Below are 22251 nucleotides of genomic sequence, written 5' to 3'. Positions count from 1 at the left end.
CAGCAGTGACGGTGGTGACAGTGATTTTAGGATACCCTGCCGCTGTCATCCCTACGGGAGAACACCCCGTAAACGCAAAATGCAGGCGTGAGATTTACTCGCCCTTTTCGGTCGTGTAAAACCACCCCTGCGGTCAGAAAAATCATTCCGATTTTTCCGACTGCGTTTACAGGGTGTAACACACTACACTTTGCCCTGCAAAGTCGTGTGCCAGACGTTCCCTCTGGACTCCCTTAAGGCAGGGCTGTGCCCTGCTATCCTACGCCTTACGGCTTCGGATAAAAGAATGGCGGCATGACGGTGACGGCTCTTGCGAGGGGGGTATCCCAAAAACACCGTCATCATCGACATGACCGTCATGCAGGGGGTGAGGGTGACAGTTGCGGCAGTCGGCAGGGGGTATCCCAAAACTGCTGTCACCACCGTCACCGCTGTCACCCCAAAGGACGGTCACCCGCCGAAAGAAAGGAGGAATCCGCCTATGCCTTATGCAATCCTGCGTTTCCAGAAACGAAAAGCGGGCGGCGTTGCGGCTTGTGAACGCCACAACGAGCGGAAGAAAGAAGCCTACAAAAGCAACCCAGATATAGATATGGAACGCTCTAAAAACAATTACCATCTCATAGCACCACCAAAGTACACCTACAAGAAAGAGATTAACCGCATGGTAGCCGAAGCGGGGTGCAGGACAAGGAAAGACAGCGTGATGATGGTGGAAACGCTCATCACAGCTTCACCAGAATTTATGAACCAGTTACCGCCCGAAGAACAAAAAGCGTATTTCCAGACGGCTCTTGACTTCATTTCGGAGCGTGTTGGAAAGCAGAATATCCTCTCCGCTGTCGTCCATATGGACGAGAGAACGCCCCATATGCACCTCTGCTTTGTGCCGATTACGCCAGACAATAAGCTGTCAGCGAAAGCTATCTTAGGCAACCAGAAATCATTATCCGAGTGGCAGACCGCCTACCATGAGCGGATGTCCTCACGGTGGAATCAGCTTGAACGGGGGCAGTCCTCAATGGAAACCAAGCGGAAACACGTCCCCACATGGCTCTATAAATTAGGCGGCAGGCTTGATAAACAGTATGAAGAAATCGTGTCTGCCCTATCCGACATCAACGCCTTTAACGCAGGGAAGAAAAGGGATAAAGCGTTAGATTTACTCTCTGCATGGCTGCCAGACGTGGAGAAATTCTCTAAGGAAATCGGGAAACAGCAGGCGTATATCGACAGTTTGAAAGAGAGAATTGGGCAGGAATCAGACTATGCGGGGCGTATGCGTGATGAAAAGTACGAGCAGGAACTAAAGGTGCAGAAAGCGAATCAGAAGATATTTGAATTGCAGAGAACCAACGAGCAGATGGGGCGGCTGCTGTCAAAAATACCGCCCGAAGTGTTGGAAGAATTGCAGAAAAATCATAGAAGCAGAGCGAAAGAAAGGTAGATATGTGAATGAAGAAACAGGATTTTAAGGTGTTAAAGACCAAAGACTTGTACCCGTTCCCCGACAATCCGTTTCATGTGGCAGAAGATGAAACACTGTCAGAGTTAGCGGAAAGCATCAAGGAATTTGGCATTGTCACGCCGATAATCACACGCCCGAAAGAGGACGGGGACGGTTATGAAGTGATTGCAGGACAGCGGCGTGTCCGTGCTTCTGAACTTGCAGGGATAAATACCGTGCCTGCGTTTGTCCTGCCCTTAGACCGTGACCGAGCCATCATCACCCTTGTAGACAGCAATTTGCAGCGTGAGAATATCCTGCCATCGGAGCGGGCGTTTGCTTACAAGATGAAATCCGAAGCCATGAAGCGGCAGGGTTTCCGCACAGACTTAACCTCGTCACAAGTTGTGACGAAGTTGCGGACGGACGACAAGGTGGCACAGGGCTTCGGCGTGGGCAGGATGACCGTGCAGCGTTTTATCCGCCTGACGGAACTGATACCGCCGATTTTGCAGATGGTGGACGAGGGGAAAATCGCCCTCACGCCTGCGGTGGAACTGTCCTTCTTGAAGAAAGACGAGCAGGAAAACCTCTTTGCCACGATGGAGAGCGAAGAAGCAACGCCCTCACTCTCACAGGCACAGCGGATGAAACAGTTAAGCCAGAGCGGGCGGCTTGACATGGATACGATATTTGCGATTATGACGGAGGAAAAGGGCAACCAGAAAGAAACCTTGAAAATCAACACAAGCAAGCTGAAAAAATACTTTCCGAAGAACACAACGCCGAAGCAGATGGAGGAAACCATCATCAAACTTTTGGAGCGTGAGTTGCAGAGGAAACGCAACCGTGACAGCCGCTAATCTTCTTTTTTCGGGAAGTAAATACAGAGAGTTGAGGTATGGAGAATGAGAGAAATCCAGTATGAAATCGTAAAGGAAATCGCAGTATTGTCTACGGGCGACAGTGGCTACACAAAGGAAATCAATCTCATTTCATGGAATGGGAAAGAGCCGAAGTATGACATCCGCAGCTTTTCCCCGAACCGTGAAAAGTGCGGCAAGGGAATCACGCTGAACGCTGATGAAGCGGCGGCACTCCTTAAAGCATTACAGAAAGAATTAAACAGCGAGGATTAATGGTATCTGATTGGCAGGGCGGGGACATTTCCAAACTCTTCCCTGCCCTGTCTGGAAAGGAAGATTTAAGTATGGGCGAGGATAAGAAAGCAGATAAAAAGAGAAAGCGTATCGTGCCAAAAGCACCAGTGCAGATGATAATCAGCCGTGAATATGTCGGCACACAGACCGTTACAGAAGCGTTTGTCCCGATTATCTCCGAGGATATTCGGAAGAAGATTGCCGAGGGCGACACCTTCGACAATGAGGGGCTGTCCGCTTAGAATGTACGCAATGGGACATGAAAACAGATAGGACAGATACGGAGGTTTTACAGTATGGCAGGAATCAAAGAAGAAAAGAAAATCTATTTAGTCGGCATTTATTGCCGCTTATCTAAAGACGATGGTACGGATAACGAGAGTGCGAGCATTGCGACACAGAAATCCATCCTCACGGATTATGTGAAAAAGCAGGGATGGCACATAGCAAAAACGTATGTGGACGATGGTTATTCTGGTACAAATTTCCAAAGACCAAGTTTCCAGAATATGATAAAAGACATTGAAAGCGGTCTGATAAACTGCGTGATTACGAAAGATTTATCCCGTCTGGGGAGAAACTATCTTGATTGTGGGTTATATCTGGAAGTTTTCTTCCCAGAGCATAACGTGAGGTATATAGCGGTCAATGACGGCGTAGATACCTTGAATAAATCTGCTATGGACATCACGCCTTTCCGCAACATTTTAAACGAAATGTATGCCGCTGACATATCTGTTAAGATAAAATCGGCATATCGGGCGAGGTTTCAACAGGGGAAATTCATGGGAACTACCGCCCCTTATGGCTATATCAAAGACCCTGCCGACCACAACCATCTGCTGATAGATGATAAAGTGGCACATGTTGTAAAAGAGATATTCGACCTTGCATTAAAAGGGAATGGAGTTGCCAAAATTTGCAGACATCTTAATAAACAGCATATCCTACGCCCTGCCGCTTATGCGGCGGAGCGTGGCGAAACAGGCTTTGAACGTCATTTTGAGGGGAACGAGGACAAACGCTATATTTGGAGTGGGAACAGCGTGAGGAGCATTTTAAGAAGCCCGATATATGCGGGAAATCTTGTAGGCTACAAACGGATTGCCGCCAATATGAAAAGCAAGAAACGCCCCTCTAAGCTGCCCGAAGAATGGGAAGTGATACCCAATACCCATGAGGGAATAGTCACGCAGGAGGAATTTGATATTGTCCAACAGCTTATTACAAGTCGTAGGCTTCCACAGAACAAGGGAGGATTTGTAAATATTTTTGCAGGCGTTATCAAGTGTGTGGACTGCGGATGTGCTCTGCGGGCAATGAACGTACACAGGAGGAAACGCCCAGAGATTATCGACTGTGTACAGTATTCATGTAATAATTATGCAAGAAACGGAAGAAGCGAGTGTAGTGCCCACAATATAGAAGCAAGGGATTTATTCAATGCCGTTCTTGCCGACATCAACTGTTTTGCGGATATGGCAGTGAATGATGAAAAGGCGGTCAGGGCCATAGAAAAGCGGCTCACGGAAACAGACCAGAGCAGGGCGAAAGCATTAGAGAAAGAACGTAAGAAGCTGAACAAACGCCTTGCGGAACTGGACAGGCTGTTTTCCTCTCTCTACGAGGATAAGGTCATGGAGCGTATTACCGAGCGGAATTTTGAGATGATGTCGGGGAAATACCAGAAAGAGCAGCTTGAAATTGAAGCAAGGCTGAAAGAGGTGACGGAAACTCTTAATGAAAGCTACGAGAAATCACGGGGAATCCGTGACTTCCTCGCCCTTATCCGAAATTATCAAGGCTTAAAAGAACTGGATGCAACAGTTATAAACGCACTCATAGACAAGATACTTGTTTCGGAGCGTGAGAAGATGGCAGACGGAACAGTGAAGCAGGAAATCAAGATTTACTATAAATTCATCGGCTTTGTCGATGAATTACATATCATACCTACAAAACGGTGGGCAGCAATGCCCGCTAAAAATTGTACGGTGTGCGGCGTTGAATATGTCCCGGGCTCTGGTGCATCAAGGTATTGTCCTGCTTGTGCCAAGAAGATACGGAGGGAGAAATCAAACGAGAGCAAACGCAGGAGCAGAGAACAGAAAAGGATAGCATGTATGAACTGTCCGCAAAAAATGACCGACTGATGTTATACCAGACAAAGGGTGATGTAGTAGACAAGGATGTATACTCCCCGATTCCTCTTGGAAGTGCGGACATTAAGAAACCCGGCAGTGATGTTACCTTAGTTGCCACCGGACTGTGTGTGCTGAAAGCTCTGGAAGCGGCAGAGGAACTGGAGAAAGAGGGAATCAGTGCAGAGGTTATTGACCCGAGAACCTTATATCCATTTGATAAAGAACTTGTTTACAAATCAATCGCCAAGACCAGAAAGCTTGTCATCGTTACCGAAGAGGTGAAAAGAGGTGCATGGTCCGGAGAATTGGCTGCAAATGTGGCGGAAGATATGTTCGAGACCCTGGATAAGGGAATTGTACGCGTGGGCGCTCTGAATATTCCTTGTCCTTATACCGTAAGTCTAGAAGATTATTACTTCCCGCAGAAGAATGATATTGTTACCGCTGTTAAGAAAGTAATGGAGTAAGCAGGAAAAAGGCCGGCCCCCGCCGGGCGCTCTGCTCCATGCCCTGCGGGCGGCCATAGGGCTTTTTCAAAAAATAAAATAAAAAAGGTCACGTTTTAAAAGATTATTTTAGGAGGATAAAAATGGTAAAGGTATTTAAGCTTCCAAGAATGGGAGCAACAATGAAAGAAGGAACTGTAGAAAAGTATCTCGTAAAAGAGGGAGACACAGTTTCTGAGGGAGACGCTTTATATGAGGTTTCCACAGATAAGATTACAAATCAGGCAGAATCTGATATGGACGGGGTTGTAAGAAAACTTCTGGTAGAAGAAGGAACCAAAATTGCATGCCAGACACCGGTGCTTATTGTAGCTGAAGATGAGAATGAGGATATTTCTGCGTATCTGTAACATACTCGGGAATCCTTAATGGAGAGAGATCTATGGGGAAACTATTAAATAAAGCGAACAGAGATTATATAGCAAGCTTAATTCCTGACAATATTCCGGACTGGAAGAAAGTCTGGCAGGAAGGATATGAGATTGGAAAAAATCTAAAGATAAAGACAATTCCTTTTGAAAAGAAATATGGTATGAAGCCAGTGGACTACCGTATGAAGCTGAAGGAAAAAGGAGAAATGTGCTGGAAAATTAACACGGGCCTCTCAAGCGTGGAAGAGCAGGTCGCGGCAATGAAAGAGGCTGAGAAGTTTAATGAAGAGACCGGCCTGAATATCAGCATGGCACATCAGCTCCCCCAGAATATTACCGGAGTTCCCAAAGATAAGAGAGAGGGGCTGCCCATTTCTCTGGGATTTATGCTGAATGAGCCGGAGGATTGGGAAGCAATTACTATGGCCTCCAGCGTTGCCCCCGTATTTGGCGATAATCACCTGGGCTGGCCAAACGCTGTGGAAACCACAATCAATTCTATCGAGGCCGGATCTCAGTGGACAGGACTGTTCAGCACCTATGTACAGGTTGCCCCGGGCTGTCCGGATGAAGTCTGGAACATGACCGAGAATGTGAAGGCCCTTGGGATCGTGGCTTCCAGATACGATGACAAAATCATTGTAAACGGACAGTCCGACGACTCGTATGGAGCCTACTTCAATGACCTTGCCACCTCACTTGCGTGGGCCAGAATGGATCAATACATTGTATGTGATCTCTGCGGCGCCAGATACTCCTACAGCTTCGGAAACTTTACTCAGGACATTATGCACAAGACGGCTCTGTGGCTTGCCGCAAGTGAAGTCTTCAGCAAAGAGGATCAGCCGGGAATCGGTTTTGTTTATCCGGATACCATCAGTCACTGGGATCATCATATACAGGCTAATTACGGTTTCCAGATTCCGGAAGTGCTGCTTCTGATTCTTGCAGAAAAGCATTTTAAGACAGGATGTGCATTCCTTTCAGTTCCTATTACAGAAAAGGTAGCGATTCCTACGGTTCCGGAGATGCTGGATATGACAGGGGCTTGTCAGAGAGCACAGGAAGTTGCCTATTACTGGGAGCCTCTGATGAACTGGGATCCCATTGAAAGACTGAGGGATCAGACCATTGAGCTGTCAGACAGGATGTTCCATTACATGCTGGACGGTCTTGCGGAAGCTGGTGTTGATATTACAAATCCCATTGAACTTATGGTTGTCTTAAAGGCCATCGATCCGTTTACGCTGGAGAAATTGTTCCATCCTTCCATTGTTGAGGACGGCAACGAGACCATCGTACCGTTAATGCCCGCAGCTTTGTGGAATGCAACCCAGAATGAACTGGCCAATCAGATTACTCTTCTGAAAGATACCAAATATCCTGGGCTTCTCAAGGATCACAGAATCTGCGTTGCCTCCGCGGATGTTCATTTTGCAGGCGCCGCAGTAATTGCAGGAGTTATGAAGGAATTTGGCGCGGATGTGATTGACGGCGGAAACCAGCTGGAAGCAATCGATGTGCTGGATCTGGCAGATGAGAATAACATTACAGATATCTGTGTCAGCCTCCACAACGGACAGGCATTGCCCTACGCAAAACTGATTGTAAAACTGGCGGCCGAGAGGGGACGCAAATACAGATTCTTCTTCGGCGGTGTGCTCCAGAGCTTTTTAAATGAAGATGATGATGTACCTTCTGACGTTACAAAAGAGATTCAGGAACTTGGAATCACAACAGTGACAACAGTAGAAGACCTTCTGGACAAAATTACACAGCAGTAAGTAGAAACGCCCTTTGGAACTGTCGGGATAAGGGTATTCTGACAGTAGAAAGGGTATGATAGAAAAGGTGAGGCAGAATGGAAAAAAAGATAAAAGTGTCAGGCATGAGAAAAATCATCGCGGAGAGAATGAGCGAAAGCTGGAGCGTATCTCCCCGTGTTGCCTTTACTCTGAGCGTAGATATGACTCATACGCTGGCTTTGCTGAAAAAGTTAAATAAGGATAATGAGGATAAAAGCCGGAAAGTCACCCTGAATCATATATTGATGAAGGTCTGTGCAAAGGCCATTACCGAATACGAATTGTTTAATTCCAGTTTTCAGGATAATGAAATCATCATACATGACCAGGTGAATATTGGTCTGGCAGTGGCTCTGGAAGAGGGATTGATGGTACCGAACATTAAGGATGTAGCGAATAAGGATATTTATACAATTGCGAAGGAAACCAACGATTCTGTTTTCAGAACCAAGAAGAATCAAATCACCATGGATGACATCACAGGAGGCACCTTTACCATTACAAACCTGGGGATGATGGGAATTGAGAGCTTTTCCCCCATTATTAACCAGCCGGAGGCTGCAATTCTGGGCGTTACAAAGATGAAAGACACCCCTGTGGTAATTGACGGCGAGATTACCGTGAGGCCTATGATGAACCTGAATCTTGTGGCTGATCACCGGATGATTGACGGGGCTTACGCGGCAAAATTCTTCAGTTATGTAAAAGAATTAATGGAGACAATGGAAATCTAGGATGTATTACCAGTCAGCAAAATACCGGAAAGCAGTGAGAAAAGATGAAATATTTAGAGACGGCAAAAGTGGATCCTTATTACAACCTTGCATTTGAAGAATATGTTTTAAAAAATTGCAGGGACGACGATTATTTAATCCTTTGGCAGAATGAGAATACCATTGTCATGGGTCTGCACCAGAATCCGTATGAAGAAATCAATCTGTCAAAGGCAGAAGAATTAAAGGTGAATATTGTACGCAGAATCACAGGCGGCGGGACAGTCTACCATGACCTGGGCAACCTGAATTATTCCTACATAACGGATTGGAATGAGGGCAGAGGCGTGGATTTCGGAAAGCTGCTTGAGCCTGTCACAGAGGCCTTTCGGGAGTATGGTCTGGAGATTGAACTGAAGGGGCGCAATGATTTGCTGCTGGATGGAAAGAAGATTTCGGGCAGCGCACAGACGTTGGCAAAGAATCGGCTGCTGCAGCACGGAACGCTTTTGATCGCTTCTGATCTGGAACTTCTGAGCGGAGTTCTCCATGTTTCACCGGATAAATTTCAGTCCAAAAGTGTAAAATCTGTGCGCAGCAGAGTTACAAACATACAGGACTATGTACCCTTTCCCATTGACATTCAGGGAGTAAAGGACCTACTCATAGATTACTGGAGCAGAGGTGGAGCGTTCGAAAATGTGCAGCTTGATGCTCGGGCGCTTGGACAGATTGAAAAGTTGGCCGACGAAAAATACAGAAGTAAGGAATGGAATTTCAGCCGATCCCCAAAATGTAATTATAAAAACCGGAAACGATTTTTGGGCGGAACGGTAGAAGTAAATCTGGACATTGCAGACGGCAGAATTGCACATTGTGTGATCAACGGTGATTTCCTGGCGCTGCAGAGCGTAAGCGCGGTAGAAAAAAAATTGACTGGTATGGCTTATGAAAAAGAAAAAGTTGTGAACGTATTGCGGGAGATACCGATACAGATGTATTTCGGCTCTATTACGGCAGAAGAAGTAACAAGCTGCTTCTTCGAGGAAAAAAGTGATTTTGGAGGTAAATGTTAGGCATGAAGTTATTGATTGGTCTGGATCTGGGAACGACGGCTCTTAAAATTGCACTATTTGACAATAAAGGAGGTCTTTTAGCTGTATCCACTCAGGAATATAGTCTGATGACTCCAAAAGTAAATTTTGTAGAAGAAGACGCAGAGGTTTATTGGAAGGCATTCTGCGCCGGCCTGGCTGATTTAAAAACACAATATCCCATAACTGCGCAGGACAGTGTTGCGCTGGCAATATCTGCGCAGGGGGAAACCATGATCTGTATTGACAAAAATGGCCGGCCGTTAAGGAATGCTATTGTCTGGATGGATAACCGGGCAGTTGATGAAGCAAAAGAAATGACAGAGCGTTTCGGGGATGATACGTGCTATCAGGTAACCGGACAGGTGAGCTTTGAGCCCTGCTGGCCGGCGGCAAAGATCTTATGGATTAAGAAAAATGAACCGGAAATATTCCGGCAGACGTATAAGTATTTATTGATTGAAGACTATTTTATCTATAGAATGACCGGATTATTCGCCACAGAGGGATCCTTAGTCTGCTCCTCTGCTTACTGGGACATTACCACAAAGAAATACTGGCCTGAAATGCTGGAGTTTATCGGAATAAAAGAAGAACAGCTGGCGCCTGTACGTGAGTCAGGGGAAGCCGTGGGGAGAATGCTTCCTGACATACGGGCAGAACTGGGGCTGGGAGAGGATATTACCATATGCACCGGTGCCCTTGACCAGGCGGCGGGCGCCATCGGCGTGGGCAATGTTCACCCGGGTATGTTCTCTGAAAATATTGGATCTGCGCTGGCGATCTGTGTACCGGTGGCAGAACCCACCTTTGACCCCAACAGGAAGATGCCTTTGCACTATTTTGCCATACCGGATATGTATATGATGCATACCTTTACCACCGGAGGAATGGCCCTTCGATGGTTCCGAGATAAGTTCTGCCAGGATGAGATGGCGGTTGCAGCCATATCCACAGAGGATGCTTACGATTTAATGGGAAAAGAAGCAGACAGCGTTCCTGCCGGAGCCGAAGGACTGCTGATGCTTCCTCACCTGTCCGGATCCCTGGCGCCGGATGTAAATGCCAAAGCCAAGGGAGTGTGGTTCGGGTTTACTATGAAGCACACAAAAGCACATTTTGTAAGAGCTATTTTTGAGGCTGTGGGCTATATTCTGCAGCGAAATATTGATACCCTCTCCAAGATGGGAATTGAAGTAAACGAAATCCGTTCCCTGGGGGGAGGCTCTAAGAGCGCTGTCTGGAGCCAGATTAAATCTGATATTACAGGTAAGCGGTTACTTACCACAAAATCAAAAGAAGCGGCATGTCTGGGTGCGGCAATTCTGGCCGGGAAAGCAGTGGGCATATTTGACAGCATAGATGGTGCGGTAGACAGCATGATCGATATAAAAACTGTCTTTGACCCTGATCCGGAAAACAAAGAGGTTTACGGGGAGGGATACGAAATGTACCGCAGACTGTTTTCTGATTTGACTGGATGCTTTGACCAGACCATGTAACTATATATAAATAGAAGAAGGAGATCATTAAAATGGTTGAAAAATTAATTGTTATGCTGACACATCATGATGTTACAGTGTCAAATGCAAAAGAAGTATTTGAGAGCTGCAGGGATCTGCCTGTGGTAAACTGGGGATTTAAGGACGTTGGCATGCCGCCTGCGCAGATGAGAGAGTTATGTCAGCTGATGAAGCAGGCCGGGAAAACTACATTTTTGGAGGTTGTTACATATTCAGAAGAAGAATGTATGCGCGGTGCAAAACTGGCCGTAGAGTGCGGCTTTGATTACCTTGCGGGTACAATCTTCTATGACAGTGTACTGGAGTATATCAAACAGCAGGATCTGAAATACTGTCCGTTTGTGGGAAAAGTCTCCGGCAGTCCCAGCGTTCTGGAGGGAACTGTTTCCTTCTGCCTGGAGCAGGAAGCGGAATACAGAAACAAGGGGGTTTTTGGTGTTGACCTGTTAGGCTATCGTTACTCACAGGGGGATCCGGAGGTATTTTCTGCAGACTTTATCAAGAATTCCAAGTTACCGGTTATCATGGCAGGAAGTATTGATTCTCCGGAACGGATCGAGACGGTACGTAAGATGAATCCGTGGACATTTACAATGGGCAGCGCACTGTTTGATAAAAAGTTTGCTGCAGATGGTACATTCCGGGAAAATCTTGAGAAAGTTGTTTCACTTTTGTAAAAGCGGCAGCGGCAATAAGGCAGCCAGGGAGAAGGTTACTTATTAGATAAAATGATCTTGAACGGAATGGAGGGTGTAAAAAATGAATGAAAAATTAGTCAACCCGAGTAAAAAGCAATGGTTTATGTTAGTTTTATGTGTGATCGCAGGCTCTATCGCACCATTTTTCCAGTATTGTCACGGAACACTTTCGGATTACATTATGGAAACCTACAGTATTTCTTATTCCCAGTTAAGTATTATTAATACCGCCTATTCCTTTGCCTGCGGCATTGGTTTGTTTATCGTAGGTGCCATGGTGGAAAAGAGAGGATGTAAATTCTTCACCATGCTTGGCATTGGCATTATGATTGTGGGCCATGCAATGTTCTTCTTTGCTCCATCTTATGCAGTACTTATTATCTCCAGACTGGTGAGCGGTTTTGGAAATGCCTGTATCTATAATGCGGCATATACGCTTGCGGTTCACTGGTTTAATGGAACGAATAAAATGGGAGTTGCCACAGGAGCAATGACAGCAGCAGACGGCATTGGTACCTTCTGTGCACTGTATATTTTTTCACTGCTGCTGGAACGTCTGGGTATCTCAAGCGGAAATATTTCGGTAATCGTTTTCGTAGTAGTTGTACTTGTGATTCTGATTCTGATTTTAAAGGATCCAGGAATTATGGATATAGATGAAGCCTCTTCCGCGGCAGATGAATCCAATAAATACGATAAGGCAATGAACAAAAACACCATTGCACATTGTATTGCCGTTACAGGTGTACTGGGGGGATTGGGAATTGCCAATTATTGGGGACCCAGTATGTTAGTGGATCTGGGTATGTCAAGTTCCAATGCAGGATTAGCCTCTACCTTATTTACTGCAGTAGGTATTGTTTCCAGTCTGCTGTTCGGTGCAATTTCTGACAAAATGGGCAAGAGAAGGCCAACCATGCTTATCGGCGGCGTGGGAATGGTAGCGGGATATCTGCTTATGATCTTCGGCAACCAGGGCGGAATCGTTTCTATTGTTGTGGTTGGTATGATCTGTACAGGATTCTGCGCTTACGTTGTATATCCTATAGGGTTTGCACTTCTTTCTGATACCACGCAGTCATCCAAGATCGGACCAGCCAATGGCATTATCCAGGGTGTATCATTCCTGGTAGGTATGTTTGTCTTCCAGCAGATTGTGGGCGTTGTGAAGGACTTTACAGATTCTTACTGGATTGGTCTGGCGTTCTGTGCCGTACTGACCTTATTCACAAATGTTATTCTGGTTAGAATTTTTATCCGGGAAAAGGACGAGGTTGCAAAAGAGTTAGCAAAATAAGAAGGGATTGGAGAGAGCTATGCAAATTATTAGAAAGGCTGCAGCTAAGGTCAGCCTGGATGGACCGGAAGTAGTGAGAGATTACTGCAGAACGGATAAAATCTGGTTTGGGACATCTGAACTGCTGCCCGGACAGACAGGCGGAGTGGATCCGGGGCATCCAATCTCCCATGAAACTTTTTTCGTCAGCAGAGGGCACGTAATTGTGCGGAACCCGGAGACAGGATGCTGCTATGAATTATTGGAAGGGGATTTGCTTCTTATTGAAGAAGGGGAACCTCATGAAATCACAAATATAGGGACCGAGGCTGCACTGATTTCCTGGTGCGGCGGTCCGGTTTAAACTTTTTATAAATGATTGGAGATGATCAAATGAACAAAGCAAAAATGGGTTTAGTAGGACTTTGCAGTCCCGTAGAAAGCGGCGGACAGAGATACGATGAGTTGATCAACAATGCGGCCAAGGCAATGACAGATGCAGGGATCGATGTGGTTGTGGCGAACCGTTCCGTATGGAACTCCACGGATGCACTGAATGTCTGCGACCAGTTTAAGGCAGAAGGGATCGAATCTGTGGCCATTATGGATGTAACCTGGGTTACGGATTCTCTTAAATATCTGTTTATTCACGAGTTAAAGGTTCCGGTGGTGTTCTGGGCTGTGCCTTATCCGGAAACATTCTCTATTGGCTGTGTGCAGAACTTTGGATCCGCCTTAAAGAACCCCGGAATACATTTCGAGTATGTATATGGTCTTGCAGACGATGAAGCCCTCATCAAAAAGATTAAAAATGTGGCACGCGCCGGACAGATTATTGATAAAGTAAAATCTATGCGTCTGGCTCTGGTAGGTCCCCGCCAGACATGGAGAGTTGCAGGTCCTCAGGATATGAGTATTGAGGAGTGGGAGTTTTCCACGACTTTGGGCCCTACAATTATTCACTTTGAAATGGAAGAAATTACAGATGCCGCTGAGAAGATCTGCGATGCAGAGGCGAAAAAGACCCTGGAAGAATTAAAGGATCGCACAGGGACGGTTAAGTGCAGCGATGCGTGTATGCTTTGGATGGCAAAAGTGTATATGGCCACAAAAGCCATGATAAAGGATACCGGACTTAACGCCATTGCAGCGGAATGCTATCCAAACTATGGGGGGCTGATGAACCAGACAGCTTCCTGGCTGGCTGATGAGGATATTATTGTAGATACAGAAGGGGATATTGCCCATGCTGTGATCCAGTATATTTTAAATCTTGCTTCCGACGGCGGCACATGCGCACTTGGTGAGATTGGAGCCTTTGACGATGAAGCTGATTATATGACGATCTGTCACGAGGGCAGTTCCGCGGCCTCTCTGGCTGACAGCATTGATAAAGTTGTCACGAATCCGTCCGGAGAGATGGGAGCCTTTATCGGAGTTCCGTTAAAAGCAATGGATAAGGTTACTTTCTGTGACATGCAGGGAAGTGCCGGAAATTACCAGGTTCTGATCGCAGAGGGCGAGACCCTGCCTGTGAGCCACGAAGAGTGGGTAGACGGCGGCGAGAAGCTGGTTCTTAAGCTGAGAGCTGACGGACAGAAGCCGAGCCGGGTAATTGATCAGATGATTAAAGCAGGACTGCACCATCATGTAGTCATCAAAGAGGGCAATTATACAGACATTGTAAAGCTTGTATGTGATTATATGGGCATTCAGAAGGTGATTCTTAAATAATTACCTTTCTATAGAAATGCTTTGTGCCCTGAGGGATACAGAGGAATGGAGATATGTAAGATGAAAGCAGATATTATTGTATTAGGCGGCGGTCCCGGCGGTTATCTGGCGGCGGAGCGCGCCGCTGCGGCAGGAAAATCGGTTGTATTGATTGAAAAGCGGGCGCTGGGAGGTACCTGTCTGAATGAGGGATGCATCCCTTCAAAAGCCATGCTGAATTCTGCCAAGCTTTATCAGCATGCGCAAAACAGCAAAGGATTCGGCGTTACGGCAGATAACGTAGAGATTCATCAGGAACAGGTAATTCAGCGCAAGAATCAGGTGGTTGGCTCACTGGTAGCAGGTGTGAAGGCAATTATGGACGCCAATCAAGTAACCGTCGTATCTGCCATGGGCTATGTGGAGGGCAGAACTTCAGACGGATTCATGGTCCGGGCAGATGACAAGACGTATATTGGAGAGAAATTAATACTCGCTTGCGGCTCGGTGCCGGTGATTCCCGGCATACCAGGACTGAAGGAAGGAATCGCTTCAGGTTACGTGATGACGAATGCCGAGGCGCTCAGCAGAACCAATCTCCCCGAAAAGCTGGTGGTGATAGGGGGCGGCGTCATTGGCCTGGAAATGGCATCTTATTATGCTATGGTTGGCGTTGAGGTGACCATCATTGAGATGCTGGATAAAATTGCAGGCCCTACAGAAGCTGAGATTTCAGAGATTTTGCTGAGGGCATATAAGAGGAAGGGCATCAAATTTAAGCTGGGCTGTAAGGTAACCGGGGTTACCGGACAAGGTGTTTTGTACGAACAAAAGGGCAGTGAAAAAATTGCTGAAGCAGATGCTGTTCTCTGTGCAATCGGCCGGCGGGCCTATACAGAAAATATGGGATTAGAAAACCTGGGGCTTGAAATGAACCGCAGTGCGGTGGTAACCGACGAACATCTCAGAACTAACGTGGAAGGCGTGTATGCGGTAGGCGATGTAAATGGAAAAATAATGCTTGCCCATACAGCGTACAGAGAGGCAGAGGTGGCGGTAAACCATATTCTTGGAATTGAAGATACTATGGATTATTCCAGGATTCCATCCGTAATCTATACGGATCCGGAAGTGGCAGGGGTTGGAGAAACTGAGGAAAGTGCAGCTGCCAAAGGAATGAAGGTAAGAAGTATCAGCGTTTCTATGAATTACTCCGGGAGATATCTTGCAGAGGTAGAAAGAGGCGACGGTATCTGTAAGCTAATCGTGAATCTGGAGGACAATACAGTGGTTGGTGTCCATATGATCGGCAGCTACGCCTCTGAAATCATCTGCGGTGCAGAGATGATGATTGCATCGAAAAAGCCGCTCGCTGAATTACAAAAACTGGTATTTCCCCATCCCACTGTGGGTGAGGTAATCAGAGAAGCATTATTTATGTAGTTTTATTGATTCATCATTAGAGTAATCCTCCGCCCCCTGTAATGAAATGGCAGTTCAATCTATAAATTACAGGGGGCATTTAATTAGAAAATCAGGTGCCGGGGTCTATGACTGCTATCATAGCGTAAGGCATAAATATATAGAAAGCGATAGGTATTTTTATGGATACTTTCAGTGAGAATGCGAAAGCAAAAAAAATCTATGAAGACAGAAAAGTCAGGTTAGCAATGCTGGGACTGGGTCTGGCCTGGATCTCTGCCCTGTCATTGGTTATTTTCCAAAACTTCAATGTGACAGCTTCGGATCGGATCAGTCAGTCCTTTCCAAATGTAATTGTCTTCACTTATGTATTAACTCTTGTGATACTATCTTTCTGCGAGCTTTGCGGAGGGATCCTAATGATACTTTTTAATACCATACGGGGAATCCCCCTTGCAGAATATCTGAGAATCTGGAGGGTGAAATCTTCAAGAACTGTATTAGGAGCTTCTATTCTTGGGGGACCGGTGGCAACCGCCTGCTCCATCGTGGGGATCAGCTTTTGCGGGTCTACTTATGGGAATTGCATCATTGGGTTAACCCCTGTAATAACGGCAATTTTAGGAACAATATTCTTGAAGGAAAAGACGGGAATCCGTGTTTTTGTTGGAATTATCCTTACAGTTGCCGGTGTGGTTATTGCAAGTATCGCCCCTCCCGAAGGGGTCAGCCATTTCTATCTGGGCCTTATCATAACAGCGGCGGCGCCGATCGGATATGCCATTGAAGCAATTATCAGCACACATGCCATTGATGTGTCAGATCCTCTTATTGTATGCCCCCTCTACCGTATGATCGGCGGTTCTCTTATAGAATTGCTGTGCGCACTTATCGTCTGTGCGGCAACCGGTCATGTAAACTGGATTACGCAGATCTATGCAGTGATTTTTTCAGAACCGATCATTTTACTGTTCTTGTTTATGTCTATTATTTTTCTGACAATCCAGTACAACGGAATTTATGTGGCGTACAGTTACTGCGGAGCGACCAGGGGGTCAGCAATTTTATTTTCCACTCCCATATGGAGTATTCCCATAGGAATTGTAATGTCTAAGATGGGAATTATTTCTTTTTCGGTGACAGCTCTGGGGATTCTGGGAGCCTTTGTCATTGTTGTAGGAATATTGATTGTGCTGGCAAAACCATCGGAATTGTTTAATCTGAGAGATGTGTAGATAAGGAGATTTTATGAGACTGCCCATTAAGTCAAGAGTTTTAGAATATGCTATTTTAAAAAATAGTACCTTTTCTTCCGAGGAAGTGGCTAAAAAGCTTCAGGAGGAATATAAGGGGGAGAGAACAACCTCGGTAAAAAACATAGAAAAGATTATCAGTACCTACTGCGGAGTGGGAATTATGAAAGCTGCGGCCATTGGGATGGCCGCAGATGGCAAACTTAACATAACCTATGAAGTAACTGATTTTGGGAAGTCGTGCAGAAAGATGATCCCGGCGTCCGATTGTGAAGAGAATTGAGAGGTGTAGTACGTGGAGAATTCATACAGATTTTTTGCCAATAAGAGCTGCAAATATTATCCGTGCCACAGCGGAATCGAAGAAATGAACTGTCTGTTCTGCTATTGTCCCTTTTATATTTCCGAGAAGTGTCCTGGTAAACCGAAATATTTGAAAGCGAAAAGCGGGGGGAGGATCAAGGACTGCACGAATTGTACATTTCCCCATCAGCCTCAAAATTACGATAGTATCATAGACTGGCTGTCAAAGCAGACTATAAGATAAAACAAGAAAGAGTGTGGATAATATCGTAAGAACAGGGAAGCGCGGAACAGCATAATACGAAAGGATAAATCAATATGAGATATCGACAATTGGGTAATACAGGCTTGTGCGTGAGTGAAATCGGTTTGGGAGCAGAGTGGCTGGAGCGGCACAATGCAGAGGAAGTGGAGGAAGTCATTGACTGCTGTGAGTCGAATGGAATTAATATTCTGGACTGCTGGATGTCGGAACCTATGGTGCGCACCAACATCGGAGCAGCACTGAAAGGAAGACGGGAACGGTGGATCATACAGGGACATTTGGGCTCTACGTGGCAGGATGGCCAGTATGTGCGCACCCGTGATATGGCAAAAGTCAAAGAAGCCTTTCAGGATCTTCTGGATCGCCTGCAGACAGATTACATAGATTTGGGAATGATACATTTTGTGGATGAGGCTGCAGAATTTGACCGGATTATGACAGGGGAGTTTATAGAGTATGCCCGTAAGCTGAAAGAACGGGGGACGATCCGGCATATCGGAATGAGCACTCATAATCCGGATGTGGCAAAGATGGCGGCCCGGTGCAGTGAGATAGAGATGATTTTGTTCAGTATCAATCCTGCCTTTGATCTGATGCCTGCCACAGAGGATATGAATGAGTATTTTGCAGAGGATTACGATGAGACACTGAGGGGAATCGCTCCGGAGAGAGAGGAGCTTTACCGGATCTGTGAGGAGAGAGGAGTAGGTATAACAGTAATGAAAGGTTATGCCGGAGGCCGTTTGTTTTCCGCTGAGACATCTCCCTTCGGGGTTGCACTTACGCCAGTGCAGTGTCTGCACTATGCACTCACAAGACCCGCGGTGGCAAGTGTTATGGTGGGGTATGATACGCCGGAGCATGTGGCTGAAGCAGTTGCCTATGAAACTGCCTCTGAGGAGGAGAAAGATTACGCCAGTGTGCTGGCAGGGGCACCCCGCCATGCCTATTTCGGACAGTGTACTTATTGCGGCCATTGTGCTCCATGTCCCCAGAAAATAGATATTGCTATGGTAAATAAGCTCTATGATCTGGCTGTGATGCAGGAAGAAGTTCCGAGTACGGTAAAAGCTCATTATGGGGAGCTGTCCTCCAATGCGGCAGACTGTATTGGATGCGGACTGTGTGAAGAGCGCTGTCCCTTTGGGGTTCGCGTGGCAGAGCGTATGGATAAAGCTAAATTGCTATTTCGGTAATGATATATCCTATGAAGCATAGAGAAGCGGAATTGAAAAAGTTAATAAACGCCCAAGAGACCAAAACAAAGGGCGTAAGAATTGCAGCATGCCAGATAAATAATGCCGGGGTGGTATTATTTATACATAACATAGTGATATATGCAGATCCATTTTGCCATGATAACTTGGATAGATATCAATGTGCAGATCCGAAACTGGAGGATACTGCTTTCGCGGGAAAGGCTGAATTATTACTTCTGACTCACGAGCACAGTGATCACTATCATATGGAAAAAGTCATAGCGTTTGCAGAGAAAAACAAGGATCTCATCCTATTCGCCAATGAAAAGATTACAAAGGAATTAAGGGGCCGTCTGCATAATACGATTCTGACGGTAAGCCCTGGGGACTCCGTTTCATACAAAGTAAATTCCGAACTGGAACTATATTCTTTCTGCTGCCTCCATATGGGAGAACAGTACCGGGATGTGGACAATATTTGTTATTATCTAAAAACCAAATATGGCGCCTTGCTGCTTACCGGAGATGCCGAGCCCCAGGCGCTGCTGGCACATGCAGAACGGAGCAGGCTGCAGGTGGACTATCTAATCTGCCCCTTTACTTACGTCACGCTGGCCCGGGCGAGGGAACGGCTGCACCCTATCAAAACAGTAATAGCAGTACATTTTCCGGATCCGAATAAAGATGACGGGGGGTGGATCGCATGTTTTGAATCGGTGGTAAGAAAGAAGCAGGTAGTCCCCAAAGTACTATATAGCCTGAAGCTTGGGGAATATTTTGAACTATACCCGGAGGCAAGAGACTGAAAAAGAAAAGAGGAGTACTTTATGAATGATTGGGAAAAATTACAAAATGGTTTATTATATAACGACGTTGCCCCTGAGCTGTTTGCGCGCCGTGTAACAGCCAAGCAGCTCTTCCGCAGCTATAACGGGACGGATGACAGCCAGGCAGCATACCGCAGGGAGCTGATGGTCAAGATGTTTCATGAGGTTGGCGATGAGGTGCTCATTGAACCAATGTTTCAGTGCGAGTTTGGTGTGAATATCACCATCGGCAGCCATGTGTATATAAATTTTGGATGCACCATACTGGACTGCGCAGAAGTAACCATAGGAAACCATGTGTTAATCGGCCCCAACGCTGGAATCTATGCGGTGAACCACTGCCTGGATCCGGAGGAACGGGCAGACGGAGGGTGCTTTTCTAAGCCGATTCATATAGAGGATTACGTATGGCTGGGAGGCAATGTGACGGTACTGCCCGGTGTTACCATAGGGGCCGGAGCGGTTATCGGAGCGGGAAGTGTTGTTGTGAAAGATATCCCTCCAAGGGTTGTTGCCGCGGGAAATCCCTGCCGGGTGATACGGGAACTTACGGATAGGGATAAAACTGGTTTTGTAAGAGAGTAGATCTGCTATGTAAAAAGGTCACCTGTGATTGCTGCTTACTCACAGGTGACCTTATCCTTTTATTTTATTTCCCATTCCTCTGCCAGGAAACGGGCTACACCGTCATGGTCACAGTCGGCCAGTACCTGGGTAACCATTTCCTTTACCTCATGCAGAGCATTTTCCGGGGCATAGCTTCTGTCAGCAATTTCTATCATTGAGATATCGTTCAGATTATCGCCAAATACAACCAGTTCGCTGCATCCGGTCATTTCCTTCAGCTTTAAAAGCGCATTTCGTTTACTGGCTTTTTGGCTGAAAACCTCAAGGCAATACAGACCGTTATAGACATTGAGATAAAAAGAGTACGCAATCCCTTCTACACGCTCCAAATCTCTGCAGACAGGTTCCAGCAGCTTCTTTTCTCCGGTGTATGTAATATACACAGCCTTTCCGCTTCCGGCAGCCCCTTTCAAATTCTCTGTCAGCTCCACTTGTGCACACTTTTCTATGGCGCGATCACTGTAATACTGGGTCTGCTCCTCCAGCTTTTTATGGCCGTAACAGATGGAAATTCCCTGAGGGCCATAGGTATAGACAAAACAGGACAGGCCATTTTTCTGAAAGATATCTACAACGGTTTCTGCACTTTGGGCTGGGATCTCTTCCGCAGCTATGATCTTTTCAGTCTGAAAGTCATACAGGAATACGCCATTTGTCAGTATCCCTGGGGCATTGATACGGATATCCCGGAGTCTGTAATCGCATCCATAGGGCATGCGGGCAGTGGCAACGGTGAAATTCATTCCCCGTTTGACGCATTGGTTAATCGTATCGGCGGTGTACTTCGTCACCTGCTTCTGCCGGTTCAGCAGAGTGCCGTCCAAGTCCGATACGTATAATGTTTTACTGGTCATAAAGTAAGCTCCTTCTTAAAATAATAATCCGGGCAGGACTGTGGGCCGGAAATGGCCTGCAGTCCTGCACCGGAAGTATATCATACCGTACCGTGATAATTCAATACACTAGTTACATTAACTCATTGACGATAGCGACCACATTCTTAGAACTGTTGCCGCTTTCTATCCCCTTCTGGAACAGATCCAGTATGGCGTCACCGCAGGGAGTTTTTACTCCCGCCGAATGCATGGAATCTAAGATGGTTTTCATAGCTGTAGTTTCAATTCGCAGGGTACATTCAGAAGCGTCCTCAAAACTGCCGGTATAGTTGCTGCATTCATCGGAAAATGCCCGGTAATTACCTGCCAGCATAATTGGCAGAATTTCTTTGGCCTGCTCTATAAAGGATTCTACCGAATACTTATACTTAATGCAGTAAGCAACAGACTCCGCCAAAGTAGCAATAGCACCGAAATGGACATCCAGAACCGCGATATCAATTACACTTGCGCCTATAATATCGGGTCCCAGATATACTGCCTTTCCGATTGCTTCCAGTACATTCCTGGCAGCGTCAAATACCTGTCTGCACCCAGAATAGATTAGATAAGCTTTATCCGAGCCAATGTCGCCTGGATAGTTTTCGATTTTGGCATCGAGATGCATCATGCCCATGTCTTTGGCAAGTTGATCCATGGCAGAAACTTCTTCAGGACTAGAGGTAGTAGTATTAATTAACATTTTTCCATTCAGGCGATCTTTATTGGCATTGGATAAAACTCCAGAAGCAATCTTGTGATTTGGTAAATTGACTAAGATACAGTCGTTATCGCCGGCCTCGTCCAAACTGGCATAGTATTTAGCTCCCCGGCTGATAAATTTTTCTGCTGCATTTTTATTGATATCAACAATTGTAACCTTAATATTGGCATTCAGCAGCGCGTTAATGATGGAACCTCCCATTACTCCACATCCGACAACAGTAATTTCTTGCATAATCTTCTCCTTTATGTTAAAATATTATTTATGATAACTCATATCGTAAGTAATATTATAATATAACAGCAA

General features: G+C 46.0%; 24 protein-coding genes. 22 read left to right on the top strand and 2 right to left on the bottom strand.

Features of this window, described 5'->3' with window-relative positions; all coding sequences use genetic code 11:
• Positions 1-481: 481 nt before the first annotated feature.
• The 22 genes from mobV (at position 482) to GKG41_RS18265 (ending at position 20304) form a co-directional block, all read left to right on the top strand.
• Complete coding sequence (gene mobV / locus GKG41_RS18370; protein ID WP_001820668.1) at positions 482-1447, top strand: MobV family relaxase; 966 nt, start codon at positions 482-484, stop codon at positions 1445-1447.
• 8 nt (positions 1448-1455) lie between these two features.
• Entirely contained in the window at positions 1456-2310 is an 855-nt protein-coding gene (locus GKG41_RS18365) for a ParB/RepB/Spo0J family partition protein (RefSeq protein WP_000743700.1), read from the top strand.
• A 45-nt stretch (positions 2311-2355) separates the two neighbouring features.
• Positions 2356-2586, top strand: a complete 231-nt coding sequence (locus tag GKG41_RS18360; protein ID WP_001206986.1) for a PC4/YdbC family ssDNA-binding protein — start codon at positions 2356-2358, stop codon at positions 2584-2586.
• A gap of 71 nt (positions 2587-2657) precedes the next feature.
• Positions 2658-2849 carry a hypothetical protein gene (locus GKG41_RS18355; protein ID WP_001820669.1) on the top strand — a complete coding sequence of 64 codons (192 nt, stop codon included), beginning with the start codon at positions 2658-2660 and terminating at the stop codon, positions 2847-2849.
• A 54-nt stretch (positions 2850-2903) separates the two neighbouring features.
• Positions 2904-4760, top strand: a complete 1857-nt coding sequence (locus GKG41_RS18350; RefSeq protein ID WP_001820670.1) for a recombinase family protein — start codon at positions 2904-2906, stop codon at positions 4758-4760.
• Positions 4727-5218: a transketolase C-terminal domain-containing protein gene (locus GKG41_RS18345; protein ID WP_154261307.1), complete on the top strand. Its 492-nt coding sequence runs from the start codon at positions 4727-4729 to the stop codon at positions 5216-5218. The genes GKG41_RS18350 and GKG41_RS18345 overlap by 34 nt, the downstream gene beginning before the upstream one ends.
• A 122-nt stretch (positions 5219-5340) precedes the next feature.
• Positions 5341-5607, top strand: coding sequence for a biotin/lipoyl-containing protein (locus GKG41_RS18340; protein ID WP_072849396.1), 267 nt, complete (start codon positions 5341-5343; stop codon positions 5605-5607).
• Between the two features lie 32 nt (positions 5608-5639).
• Positions 5640-7412, top strand: a complete 1773-nt coding sequence (locus GKG41_RS18335; RefSeq protein WP_154261305.1) for a cobalamin B12-binding domain-containing protein — start codon at positions 5640-5642, stop codon at positions 7410-7412.
• A 77-nt stretch (positions 7413-7489) separates the two neighbouring features.
• The gene (locus GKG41_RS18330) at positions 7490-8167 is read left to right on the top strand and encodes a dihydrolipoamide acetyltransferase family protein (RefSeq protein ID WP_154261303.1); all 678 of its coding nucleotides are present in this window, start codon (positions 7490-7492) and stop codon (positions 8165-8167) included.
• A 44-nt stretch (positions 8168-8211) separates the two neighbouring features.
• Entirely contained in the window at positions 8212-9222 is a 1011-nt protein-coding gene (locus tag GKG41_RS18325; protein ID WP_154261301.1) for a lipoate--protein ligase, read from the top strand.
• Positions 9223-9224: 2 nt separating this feature from the next.
• Positions 9225-10742: an FGGY-family carbohydrate kinase gene (locus GKG41_RS18320; RefSeq protein ID WP_154261299.1), complete on the top strand. Its 1518-nt coding sequence runs from the start codon at positions 9225-9227 to the stop codon at positions 10740-10742.
• 32 nt (positions 10743-10774) lie between these two features.
• Positions 10775-11440 (top strand): hypothetical protein, encoded by a 666-nt coding sequence (locus tag GKG41_RS18315; protein ID WP_154261297.1) that lies wholly within the window; start codon positions 10775-10777, stop codon positions 11438-11440.
• An 82-nt stretch (positions 11441-11522) separates the two neighbouring features.
• Positions 11523-12758 (top strand): MFS transporter, encoded by a 1236-nt coding sequence (locus GKG41_RS18310; RefSeq protein ID WP_154261295.1) that lies wholly within the window; start codon positions 11523-11525, stop codon positions 12756-12758.
• 19 nt (positions 12759-12777) lie between these two features.
• A complete protein-coding gene (locus tag GKG41_RS18305) occupies positions 12778-13101 on the top strand; it encodes a cupin domain-containing protein (protein ID WP_154261293.1) in 324 nt (107 codons plus the stop codon).
• Between the two features lie 29 nt (positions 13102-13130).
• Positions 13131-14471 (top strand): hypothetical protein, encoded by a 1341-nt coding sequence (locus GKG41_RS18300; protein WP_154261290.1) that lies wholly within the window; start codon positions 13131-13133, stop codon positions 14469-14471.
• Between the two features lie 60 nt (positions 14472-14531).
• Positions 14532-15893, top strand: a complete 1362-nt coding sequence (lpdA, locus tag GKG41_RS18295) for a dihydrolipoyl dehydrogenase (protein WP_154261288.1) — start codon at positions 14532-14534, stop codon at positions 15891-15893.
• 161 nt (positions 15894-16054) lie between these two features.
• Positions 16055-17107, top strand: coding sequence for a DMT family transporter (locus tag GKG41_RS18290; protein WP_154261286.1), 1053 nt, complete (start codon positions 16055-16057; stop codon positions 17105-17107).
• A gap of 13 nt (positions 17108-17120) precedes the next feature.
• A complete protein-coding gene (locus tag GKG41_RS18285) occupies positions 17121-17408 on the top strand; it encodes a hypothetical protein (RefSeq protein ID WP_154261284.1) in 288 nt (95 codons plus the stop codon).
• Positions 17409-17420: 12 nt separating this feature from the next.
• Positions 17421-17672 (top strand): cysteine-rich small domain-containing protein, encoded by a 252-nt coding sequence (locus tag GKG41_RS18280; protein ID WP_226902085.1) that lies wholly within the window; start codon positions 17421-17423, stop codon positions 17670-17672.
• Positions 17673-17746: 74 nt separating this feature from the next.
• Positions 17747-18889, top strand: a complete 1143-nt coding sequence (locus GKG41_RS18275; RefSeq protein ID WP_154261282.1) for an aldo/keto reductase — start codon at positions 17747-17749, stop codon at positions 18887-18889.
• Positions 18890-18900: 11 nt separating this feature from the next.
• Positions 18901-19698, top strand: a complete 798-nt coding sequence (locus tag GKG41_RS18270; RefSeq protein ID WP_173015645.1) for an MBL fold metallo-hydrolase — start codon at positions 18901-18903, stop codon at positions 19696-19698.
• Positions 19699-19719: 21 nt separating this feature from the next.
• Positions 19720-20304, top strand: coding sequence for a sugar O-acetyltransferase (locus GKG41_RS18265; RefSeq protein WP_154261279.1), 585 nt, complete (start codon positions 19720-19722; stop codon positions 20302-20304).
• 59 nt (positions 20305-20363) lie between these two features.
• On the opposite strand, the gene GKG41_RS18260 is transcribed toward GKG41_RS18265, so the two are convergent.
• Both GKG41_RS18260 and GKG41_RS18255 read right to left on the bottom strand, forming a co-directional pair.
• The gene (locus GKG41_RS18260) at positions 20364-21200 is read right to left on the bottom strand and encodes an HAD-IIB family hydrolase (protein ID WP_154261277.1); all 837 of its coding nucleotides are present in this window, start codon (positions 21198-21200) and stop codon (positions 20364-20366) included.
• Between the two features lie 112 nt (positions 21201-21312).
• Entirely contained in the window at positions 21313-22179 is an 867-nt protein-coding gene (locus GKG41_RS18255; protein ID WP_154261275.1) for an NAD(P)-binding domain-containing protein, read from the bottom strand.
• Positions 22180-22251 lie beyond the last annotated feature (72 nt).

It is taken from the genome of Lactonifactor sp. BIOML-A5, from assembly GCF_009677585.1.
Classification (GTDB): Bacteria; Bacillota; Clostridia; order Lachnospirales; family Lachnospiraceae; genus Lactonifactor.
The sequence above is the reverse complement of the archived record's forward strand: the minus strand, read 5'-3'. Positions and strand labels throughout refer to the sequence as shown.